7 protein-coding genes and 1 tRNA gene are annotated in these 9,897 nt (G+C 69.4%); 6 read left to right on the forward strand and 2 right to left on the reverse strand.

Translation table 11 applies throughout. From position 1 onward, the window contains the following. Window positions 1-134: 134 nt before the first annotated feature. On the forward strand, window positions 135-4,955 hold the full coding sequence (locus HMPREF3174_RS01905; protein WP_148132143.1) for a hypothetical protein: 4,821 nt from the start codon (window positions 135-137) through the stop codon (window positions 4,953-4,955). Beyond that, a complete protein-coding gene (locus tag HMPREF3174_RS01910) occupies window positions 4,948-5,256 on the forward strand; it encodes a hypothetical protein (protein ID WP_148132144.1) in 309 nt (102 codons plus the stop codon). The genes HMPREF3174_RS01905 and HMPREF3174_RS01910 overlap by 8 nt, the downstream gene beginning before the upstream one ends. On the opposite strand, the gene HMPREF3174_RS01915 is transcribed toward HMPREF3174_RS01910, so the two are convergent. Continuing rightward, window positions 5,253-5,909 carry an SAF domain-containing protein gene (locus HMPREF3174_RS01915; RefSeq protein ID WP_070447600.1) on the reverse strand — a complete coding sequence of 219 codons (657 nt, stop codon included), beginning with the start codon at window positions 5,907-5,909 and terminating at the stop codon, window positions 5,253-5,255. The two genes, HMPREF3174_RS01910 and HMPREF3174_RS01915, sit on opposite strands and share 4 nt — an antisense overlap. 69 nt (window positions 5,910-5,978) lie before the next feature. Next, a complete protein-coding gene (locus tag HMPREF3174_RS01920; RefSeq protein WP_062614120.1) occupies window positions 5,979-6,626 on the reverse strand; it encodes a 5-formyltetrahydrofolate cyclo-ligase in 648 nt (215 codons plus the stop codon). An 82-nt stretch (window positions 6,627-6,708) separates the two neighbouring features. Here HMPREF3174_RS01920 and glp point away from each other — a divergent pair, with 82 nt between their 5' ends. From glp to HMPREF3174_RS01940, 4 genes are all read left to right on the forward strand, one after another. Further along, on the forward strand, window positions 6,709-7,923 hold the full coding sequence (gene glp, locus HMPREF3174_RS01925; protein ID WP_070447603.1) for a molybdopterin molybdotransferase MoeA: 1,215 nt from the start codon (window positions 6,709-6,711) through the stop codon (window positions 7,921-7,923). Window positions 7,924-8,085: 162 nt separating this feature from the next. Continuing rightward, on the forward strand, window positions 8,086-9,132 hold the full coding sequence (locus tag HMPREF3174_RS01930) for a hypothetical protein (protein WP_143602116.1): 1,047 nt from the start codon (window positions 8,086-8,088) through the stop codon (window positions 9,130-9,132). Continuing rightward, on the forward strand, window positions 9,129-9,761 hold the full coding sequence (locus tag HMPREF3174_RS01935) for an alpha/beta fold hydrolase (protein ID WP_070446579.1): 633 nt from the start codon (window positions 9,129-9,131) through the stop codon (window positions 9,759-9,761). The genes HMPREF3174_RS01930 and HMPREF3174_RS01935 overlap by 4 nt, the downstream gene beginning before the upstream one ends. A 63-nt stretch (window positions 9,762-9,824) precedes the next feature. Next, window positions 9,825-9,897: transfer RNA gene (locus tag HMPREF3174_RS01940), tRNA-Ala, on the forward strand.

Here is a 9,897-nt window from a genome sequence, read left to right on the forward strand (position 1 = left end):
AAGCTTTCGTCGCGTAACTGGGCCTTTGCGGGCTCAGATTCACCAGTTGTCCGCGCGATCTGCGTGTGGCGGGGCTCGGGGCGGTTGCGGCGCGCGTCTGTCAGAAGTGGCGCAGTCCTCTGTACGGTAAGAGAGTGAGTCCTTTCTTTAAGCGTAAGAAGTCCCAGCCGAAGGCCGACGAGCCCGCGGTGGCGCAGGCGCCTGCCGAGCAGGCTCAGCAGGCCGAGCAGGCCCCCGACCTCGAGGAGTCCGCGCCCGAAGCGGCGATCCCCGCGCCGGAGCCCACCCGCTCCCGCGAGGAGCTCCTCGACGCTGCCTACCGCGCCTGGCATGCCGAGCTGGCAGCGCGCGCCCAGCAGGCGGACGAGGTCACGTCGGATGAGGCCAACGGTGTCATTGACTTGACCCACCCGCACCCGACCGGGGCGGTGGCCTTCGCGTCCGGCTCGGCGGTGCGGATCACGTCGCTCATCCGTGAGAACGTGGCCCAGCGCGAGGCGCTTGCCAACCTGCGCCGGCTCCAAGCCACCACGCGCCGCATCTCGGAGATGTATGGCCACGCGCCGGTCTCGCTGTCGGTGGGGCGGCTGACGTGGTCCGAGCTGCCGTCGGTGCCGAAGTCTGAGGCGCCCGCGGCCCCCACGAACGTTGAATTTGCCGAGCTCACGGGCGAGTTCATCATCGACAACGACGGCTCGCTCGTGTCTGTGGACACCGACGGGGAATCCTCCGCCACCTTCGGCGGGAGGGCCGACGACGCCGATGGTGCCGCTCACGCCGACACCCCCGGTGACGCCCGTGCCGAGGATCCGGCAGACGCACACCGGGCCAGCTCTGACGAACAGGCAGGCGTGCAGGCGGCCGAGCCCGCCGGCGAGGAGCGCGCGGTGGAGAGGGAGCCGCGCCAGGCCGTCGTCGTGAAGGAGCCGGCACTGTACCGGAGCGTGGCGATCGAGTTCGAGGAAGGCGACGCGGCCGTCCGCCAGCTCAATCACACGATGATCAACCCGGCCTATCTGCGGGCGCTGCGCGAGAACGGGGCCACGGCCGAGCAGTTGGCGGAGCTGACCGGCGCGGCGGCGTCGATGGACTTGGAGCAGGTGCTCGAGCTGGTCGCGGCCTATGGGCGGAACTTCCTGCCCGGATTCGACTTTGAAAACGAGATGCTGCTCGGGTGCTTCGAGCGCCCAGAGCGGACCATGCTGGCCGATCTGGAGGCGATGGAGCCGTACATCCGGACGTCGGGGATCATGATGGCGCTGGCGGGGGATGAGGAGACACGCCGGTTGTCGGCGGCGCCACTGCCCCCGGGTGGCGAGGAGGATCGCGCGCCGGAGGTCGAGCGCGGGGCGGGCGACCTGGACGTGGCCGAGCTGAACGTGGTGGAGGCGGTGGCCTCGGGGCGGTCGATCGTGGTGGATTGCCCGCCGGGTTCGCAGCGAGTCCAGACCGTGGCATCGATCTGTGCGGATGCGGCGGCGTCGAAGAGATCCGTGGTGGTTGTGCCCTCGCGGCTGTCTTCGGGGCGCCAGCTGATCGCGGAGCTCGAGCGGCTCGGACTTGGCGACCTCGTGCTTGATTTTTCGGCGGTGGAAAAGGTCCCGCAGCGGATCCGCACCGGTCTGCGCCTCGCCACCCCAGAGCTGCCGACCGAGGACACGCTGCAACTGCGCGGCGAGTTGGTCTCCGCGCGTCGTCAGCTCGAGGCGTTCGTGGGCGACCTGCACCGCGTGGACGAGGACTGGGGCACGTCCATCCACGGCCTGCTGGAGAAGCTCGCCGGGCTCATGGCGAAGCCGGACGCGCCGCAGACGCGCGTGCGCCTGGGTAAGACGGCCGTGGCCGCGATGAAGCGCGACGGGATCGAGGCGATCACAGCCGACCTCGACCAGGCAGCCGAGCTTGGCGCGTTCGACCCGGCGATCTCGCGGTCGGCTTGGGCGGGCTCGACCATCTCGAACGCGGCCGACGGGCAGAGCGCGCTCGACGCCGTGCGGCGCCTCAACGACATCACGGTCCCCGCCGCGATCAGCCAGTCCTCGCGCTCGGCGGGCGAAACCGCGATGAAGCAACCCAAGACGCTCGGGGAATGGTTCGAGCAGATCGACGTGCTCGACGGCATCGCCGACTCCCTCGACACGTTCTTGCCGGTGGTCTTCGAGACCTCGCCGATGAACCTGGCGATCGCCACCGCGCCCAAGCAGTGGCGCGAGGCGCACGGGCACTCCATGAAGATGTCCGACCGGCGGCGCTACCGCAAGCAGGCGCTCGACATGGTCCGGCCCGGCGAGTCCACGGCCACTCTGCACGAGGAGCTGCTCAAGGTGCAGCAGCGCCGCGAGGTGTGGCGCCGCTACAGCCCGGAGGGCGGCTGGCCCACCCTCCCCGACGGCCTCACTCAGATCCGCGCCACCCGCTCCGAGGTGCAGCGCGACCTGGAATCGTTACAGTCGTACCTTGGCGGCGAGTCGCTGCTCGACATGGACTTCGACTCCCTGCAGGCTCGGCTCGCGGCGCTTGTTGCCGACGCCGGACACATGGCCACCCTGCCCGAACGCAACGCCACGTTGGCCTCGCTGCGCGAGCGTGGATTGGGCGAGTTCATCGAGGATATAGCGAACCGGCAGGTGGCACCAGCGAGGATCGCGGCCGAGCTTGACCTTGCCTTCACGAGCGCGGTCTTCGAGGAGATGATCCGCACCACCCCGGCCGTGGCCAGCTTCGGCCCGAGCGACCTCACCCGCCTCCTTGACCGTTTCCGCCAGCTCGACCGCGCCCATACCCGCACCCTGTGGGGGCCGGTGCTACGCGCGGTGGTGAATAACGCGCGTGAGGCGATGCAGTCGCGCCGCCAGGACACGCTCCGCCTGGATGAGATCCTGGCCGAGCAGGGCCTGTCCGGCCTGCGTGACGCGATTGCCACCTACTCCCGGCTCGTGCAGAGTGCGCGGCCCGTGTGGGTGGTCCCGCCGAACGTGCTGGCCGAGTTCATCCCGCCGATGCCGTGGGCGGACCTGGTACTCGTGGAGGCCACCGACTTGGTGGCGCCGCTGATCTCCCCGATGATGCGCGGCCGTCAGGCCGTGGTGGTGAGCGACCTGCGCCGGCCCGACGCCGAGGCAGTGCGGGTCTTCGACGAGGTGCTGCCCGTGGCCACCCTGCCCACGTTGCGCGCCGAGCATGACGCGCTGTCGGCCCATGCGCTGAAGGAGATCGGCTACGAGCTCTCGGCGATCCCGTCCGTGCGTGCGAGCCGTGAATCGCGGCTCATCTACGTGGACGGGCGTGGTGTTCCGGGGATTTCCGGGGACGGCGCGGTGGAGTCCACGCAGGTGGAGGTCGAGGCGGTGGTGGACGCCGTCATCGAGCACGCGGTGGCGCGCCCGGGGGAGACCCTCGCCGTGATCGCCCTGTCGGTGCTACACGCGAGCCGCATCCGCGACGCGCTGGTGGCCGCCGATTCGAGCGACGTGCACCGGCTGAAGGACTTCGTCATCACCGACATCACGCGGGCCGCCGGCCTGCGCTACGACCACGTGATCCTCTCGGTCGGCTATGGCAAGACCGTGCACGGGCGCGTGCTGCACACCTTCGGCGCGCTCGCCACCCCGGCCGGCCTGGCCGGCCTCATCGACACGATCGCCGCCGCTGGCTCCGACCTGACGATCATCTCCGCGCTCGGGCCGGGTGATATCGACACGCGCCGCGTCTCCACGCCCGGCCCCAAGCTGCTCGCTCGCTTGATCGAGAACTCCGCCGGCGCCGACGTCAGCGCCACCTTCGACGACGCCGTCACCCCGCTCCTCGCCGACGTCGCCCAGCGCTTGGGCGCCCGCGGCTGGCAGACTCGCGCCGACTACGGCTACGAGGGGTGCCCGCGCATCCCGTTGGCGGTGGGCAAGGACGGCCGGTTCACCGTGGCCGTGGTGCTCGATGACGAGGCGTACGTGGCCGAGCGCTCCCTGCGCCGCCGCGACCGCTTCTGGATCGAGACCCTTCAGGCGCACGGCTGGTCCGTGTTCCAAACCTTCTCCAGTTCCCTCTTCATCGATCCCGCCGGGCAGGCTGACGCCATCGAGGCGTTGCTCATGGCCAGCTTTGGCACGCCGGGCGCGCCCGTCCAGGTCCCGATCGTCGACGACGACGGCACTGCGGTCCGCGACCCCGAGCGCAGCGACGAACTGACGACGAGCATCGGGTTGGGCGCGGCAATCGGTGCCGGTGCCGTGGCGGCAACGGGCGCTGATGCCGAGCCGGTCCGCGTGGCGCGGCCGCGCGGACCTCGCCCCGAGGTGGTCCCGGGCCTTAGCCTGGCCGCCTACTCCGACGACCAGCTCGACGACATGACCGCCTGGATCGCCTCCGATGGCCTCGTCCGCGGCGAGGATGACTTCGTCCACGACCTACGTTCCGAGCTAGGCATCACCCGGCGCGGGGAGCAGGTGGACGTGATCCTGCGCAACGTGGCCCGGCGCTCGGGCCTGGTTGGCGTGGCCGTGGAGGCATCCGCATACGTGGCGCCTGAGGCCGCGGCCGAAGTGGTTGCTGAAACGGCTGCCGAGCCGGTTGCCGAAGAGGTGGCTGTGGTTGAGCTCGCCGCCGAGCAGTCCGAAGATCCCGCTCAGGACCTAATTGTGGAGGTGGCCGAGCCGGAGTCCTTGGCAGAGTCCCAGGTGACCGTCGGCGAAGAGCCGGAGCACGGCGTCGACGAACCGGCACCTGGATCGGTAGCCGAAGAACCGGCCGATGAGCCGGCAGACGAGCCGACCGATGAACCGGTAGACGAGCCGGCTGTGGAGGAGATGACCGAGGAGGAGCCGACCGCTCACGAAAAGCCGGCCACGGCCCCCGACGATCCCCTGTTCGCCCCGGTGGACTATGAGATCGTGGAAGAGCGGACGGATGATCTAGATCTCGGTGATGAGGACCCCTTCCTAAGCGGCGATAATGACTGATATGGACGACGCGGTGAGCCAGGCGGGTAAGCCGGTGCGGCGTCGTGGCTCCCGCCGCGTCGTCATGGTCTCGCAGGTGGATGCGAAGCGGATCGCGGCAGGTGAGTTCGCATCGGTTGAGGAGGTTTTGCACGCCAGCGACGCCAAACAGCCCGCGCGCGAGCAGCACCCATCCGGTCGCAAGCCAGCCAGCCACAAGCCCCGCGATCCCAAGGGCAAGGCCAAGCAGCCCGCGCCCTGGCTCAGTGCCCGCGACCAGGAAATCCTGAACGAAGTACCCCCACATTTTGGCAAGCTCTAACCGCTAGCGGGCCCGGAGAGCACGGCGTGCAGGGGCGCCCGCGTGGACGCCCCGATCACTTTGTGGATCTCGTTTTCCGGGACGGCCAGGTAGAACACGCGCGTGTCCTCGGTGGTGCCGAGGAACGTGCTGGTGCCCTTCTCGTGGGCAATGCCGGCCACGAGTACGTCCCGGGCGAGGAGGGTGGCGGCGCCGTCGGTGAACTCGTCGGGCGGGCTGTAGAGGTTCACTGTCACGCCGGGTTGGAGGATGGCGAGGCCCCCGGCGTCGGCGACGGGCAGCGCGGCGATCACGGTCCCCGCGGGCGCACGCCCGAGGAATTCGGAGGAGAGCAGGTTGGACGTGAAGACAGGGGCGCCCTCGGCAACGGGCGTCACCACGAACTCGCCGACCACCAGCTCAGCCTCTCGTGCCACGTCGGGCAGTTCCTCGGTAAAGCTGACCACCCGCACGTCGCCGTCTTGAACGCGCTCCCCGCCGGAGAGCGGCCGGGCGGCCACCACGGTGGCGAACGCGGGCGGCTCCTCCTTCTCGGGCAGCAGCGCCTGGATCGCGAGGACGGCGAAGAGGGCCATGCCCACCCACCTCCAGCGCCACATGAGCGCCCGGATGGGTGTGGTGCGGGACGAGGAGGGTGCGCGCGTGATCTTCATGCACCCGATTGTGCCAAGTCGCCCCGCGCAAACCGCCGAGTTATCGGCTAAATGTGGATGGCACCCCCGTTAGAGATGCTGTGGAAAAGTCTGGCCCGCGGCCTCAGTGGGGACGATCTCGGTGGGGAAGATGGCGTATGGCACCCGCACGTCCATGTCGTCCTGCGGGATCGACACGTCAAGCAACTCGTCCGCAAAAATCATCGCGCCCACGGCCGCCTGCGGGGTCGTCTGCTTGAGCGCCCGGTCATACCAGCCACCGCCTTGGCCAAGCCGCGCGCCGTTGCGCGAGAGCGCCAGCGCAGGCAGGATCATCGCGTCCACGCCCGCCAGGATCGAGTTGTCGAAGGCCTCGCCTTCGGGTTCCGGCGGCCGCCCGGGCGCCATGTTCACCAGCTCCGTACCGGGCTCGAAGTATCCCCAGGCGCGGGAAAGGCCCGGGCCGAGCTTGGGCAGGAGGACGCGCTTGCCGGCGTCGTGAAGTGCGGTGAGGACGAATGCGGTGGACGGTTCGGCGTTCGTGGACACGTAGCACGCGACAAGCTCACGCTCGCCCACGAAGTCCATCACTGTGGGAACCCAGACCTCGGCCAGCTCGGCGAGCTTGCGTTTTGAGCGCTGCTTGCGGTGCTCGCGGACCGCGGCACGCAGGACCTGCTTGGCTTCCTCGACCTCGACGTCGGCGATGTCGGGAATGCTCAACGGGGAGATTGACATGCCCCCATTCTTCCATGAAAGGAAGAAGTGCCCGGCGAAGCTACGCTCTTGGGTAAACTGGTCTTAATCTAGAGGAGGCCCGATGAAGTCTGTTGCCGACCACCTTGCCGAATGCCTCGCGGTGGCCCAGCCGCTGCCGCCGTTTGCCGTGGCGCTTGGCGACGCCGTGGGGTGCGTTCTCGCCGAGGACGTGCGTTCCCTTGTCGGTGTTCCGCAGGCGGATTTGGCGGCGCGGGACGGGTATGCGGTGCGGGTCGCCGACGTCGATGGCGCCAGCCGCGACAACCCGGTCACCTTGCCGATGCTCGAGGAGGTCCGTGCCGACACGGTGGATCCCACGGCGATGGTGGAGCGCACAACCGTGCGCATTTCCTCGGGTGCGGTGCTGCCTGCGGGGGCGGACGCCGTCATCCCGATCGAGGCCACGGACCAGGGCAGGGCCGAGGTGCGTTTCTTCGCGGGCACGCGCGAAGGCGAGAACATTCGCCGCCAGTCCGAAGATTTTGCCGCCGGTGAGGTGCTGCTACGGGCGGGCGTGCGTATCGGGTCGCGCCAGGTCGCGGTGCTCGCCTCCGCCGGGCACTCCACCGTCATGGTCCACCCCGCCCCGCGCGTCGTGGTCATGGCCATCGGCGATGAGCTGCAAGAGCCCGGCATGCCCGCCACCCGCGGCAAGATCTACGATGCCAACTCCCACGCTCTCTCCAGCGCGATTCGCGATGCCGGCGCCGAGGTTTTCCGCGTGGGCGGCGTGAGCGACGACAAGCGCGAGCTGCGCGAACTGCTCGAAGACCAGCTGGTCCGCGCCGACATCATCATCACCACCGGCGGCCTGTCCTACGGCGGCGGCGACACCCTCAAAGAGGTGCTTTCCCCTCTCGGCACGGTCCGCTTCGACAACGTGGCGATGGCGCCGGGCCGCCAGCTCGGGGTCGGCCGCCTGGAAGGGGAGACCACCGTGTTCTGCCTACCTGGCTCGCCCGTGGCCGCGATGACGGCGTTCGAGGTCTTCATCCGACCTGCGCTTCGCCACATGGCCGGCTACTCCTCGATCAACCGGCGCTCGATCCGCGCCGTCGTGGAAAAGGGATGGGAATCGCCGGAGGGCTTGCGAGAGTTCGTGCGGGCGCGCGTCGTCGGCAATCCGCACGAGGGCTACCGGGTGGAGCCGCTTGGCGACCCGGGCCGGCCGCTCCTGACCGCGCTTGCCACCGCGAACTGTTTGGCGATCGTGCCGGAGGAGCAGCGGGCGGTGCAGGTGGGTGACACGCTCGAGTGCGTCGTCTGGGAGCGGTAGCCGGGGTCGCCGAAGGCCTGCCAGAGGGCCCGGCGGGCGTGACTGGTGTGGCCAATGTGAAGGATGTCTGAATTCCTTACAGATGGCGCCAATCCAAGGATACGGGCAACACACCAGCGCCGGTTCGCCGCGCCCTTCCCGCTTTCGTCATAGCGTTGGACCATGGGTATCGAAGGGGCAGTTGTCGCCATGGGAACGCTGTTCCTCCTGGCATACGTCATACCCCAGATCACCCGAAGGAGAGCCGTTTTCGCGGACGCGCCAATCGGTGAGCGCTACTCAGAAGACCTGAGGCTCATCACCGAACGGACCCTGCGCCAAGAGGGCGGCGATCACGGCAGGATCTTTACGACGGAGCGAACAATGAGCACACCTACTCGGCCGAGCGGCACCCGTGGTCCCGATGCAGCCAAGATGCGGGCCATCGCCCGCGACCGTTCACGTGCTCGCGCCCGCATCGCCCGCCGTGGCGCTCACCAGCAGCGCGCTCTCGTGGCTGGCGCCGCGCTCGCGGTCCTGGCCGCGGCGCTGTGGGTGGCGGTCGGGCTGACGTCCCTCGCTCCCGGGTTTGCCATTGCGGCGACGGCGGTCGGCGGGCTCTACTTGCTCGGTGTCGGCTACCTGGTCTCCTCCTGGGCCGTGCTCAACACCGCCGACGAGGAGCGCATCGCCAAGGCCAACAAGGTGTTGCGCCGGGCCAAGCGCGCGGGTGTTCGCGACTACGTGGCAGCTCGACCGGCGGCGGAGCTGGAAGCGGCTGAAGTTGGCTTGGCTGAGGTCGAGGCGGCCGAGGCTGAGGTTGGTGAAGATGAAGTGGCCGCGGCGAGTGCCGCTGAGGCGGCTGCGGCCGAGCCTGCCGTGGAAGCGCCTGCGGAGGTGCCCGCCGTCGAAGCGCGCCCGGCCCGAAAGGCTCGTCCGGCGAAGGTCGTAAGTGCGCTGGTCGACGTCGTCGAACGTGAGGAGCGCCCCGCCGACGTGCCGTCCTACACGCTGAAGGCGGTGCGGCGCACGGTCAAGCCGTACGAGGCTCCCGAGGCGCCGGTGGCCGACGTACCCTTCCGCCCCACCCGGCTGGGGGAGCGGATCGGGGACGGGCCGCTCGAGGCGGCGAACCTCGCACCGGCCATGACTGGCAATGAAGAGTTCCGTGCCGACGTGCTCGGCGGTGGCTCCACGCTGGACGCGCTGCTCGACCGCCGGCGGGCATGACGGCCGTCGCCTTCATTCACGGCCACGCCCACACGCCCGAGGTATGGCGGCCGGTCGCTGACCACTTGCCGCCCGCGTGGGCTGTCGTGGCACCCGACCTCTTCGCCGTGGCGCGCGTCGGTTCCGACGCCGACGCCCACCGCCACGCCATGGCCGCACACATCAACCGCGACCTGGCGATGATGGGCCTGGAAGAGCCCGTGATCGTGGTAGCCGAAGGGCTCGGCGCGATTCCCGCGATCCATTACGCGGTCGAGCACCCGGGCCGGGTGGCCGGGGTCTTCGTTTCAGGGCCGAGGCTGGCGTTGCGGCGTGGGGAGTCGATGCGGTTGCAGGTGGGCGCGGTGATGCGACGGAAGGGGCCGACGGCGGTGACGTCGGAGCAGATGGGGACGTATCTTGCTGGGCTGGTCGGACTCGATGAGCGCGAGGCGGCGGCGCAGGTGCGGGTGCCGCGCGTGGCGATCGCCGGGGAGAAGGACAGTGTGGGGACCCGGGGTGCCACCGAGCTCCAGGGTGCTGGCTGGGAACGCGACGTAGCCAGGGAAGCCTCCGAAGACTGGTATGCCTACGCGCCTGCGGCGTTCGCCGCGCGGGTGGCCGAGTTCGCCACGGCTCACGGGCTTTAGTGAGCTACTTTACGGTCGCGGACGGGCGAAGGGCGGCCGAGTAGTGCTACTATCATCTGGTCAGGGGCTATGGCGCAGTTGGTAGCGCGTCTCGTTCGCAATGAGAAGGTCAGGGGTTCGAATCCCCTTAGCTCCA

It is taken from the genome of Trueperella sp. HMSC08H06 (assembly GCF_001808465.1).
GTDB lineage: Bacteria > Actinomycetota > Actinomycetes > Actinomycetales > Actinomycetaceae > Trueperella > Trueperella bernardiae.

Bases quoted from the DNA above. Each gene is read 5' to 3' on its own strand.
- HMPREF3174_RS01935 (WP_070446579.1), top strand. From the start codon at position 9,129: ATGACGGCCGTCGCCTTCATTCACGGCCACGCCCACACGCCCGAGGTA.
- HMPREF3174_RS01920 (WP_062614120.1), bottom strand. From the start codon at position 6,626: ATGTCAATCTCCCCGTTGAGCATTCCCGACATCGCCGACGTCGAGGTC.
- HMPREF3174_RS01915 (WP_070447600.1), bottom strand. From the start codon at position 5,909: ATGAAGATCACGCGCGCACCCTCCTCGTCCCGCACCACACCCATCCGG.
- glp (WP_070447603.1), top strand. From the start codon at position 6,709: ATGAAGTCTGTTGCCGACCACCTTGCCGAATGCCTCGCGGTGGCCCAG.
- HMPREF3174_RS01930 (WP_143602116.1), top strand. From the start codon at position 8,086: ATGGGTATCGAAGGGGCAGTTGTCGCCATGGGAACGCTGTTCCTCCTG.
- HMPREF3174_RS01910 (WP_148132144.1), top strand. From the start codon at position 4,948: ATGACTGATATGGACGACGCGGTGAGCCAGGCGGGTAAGCCGGTGCGG.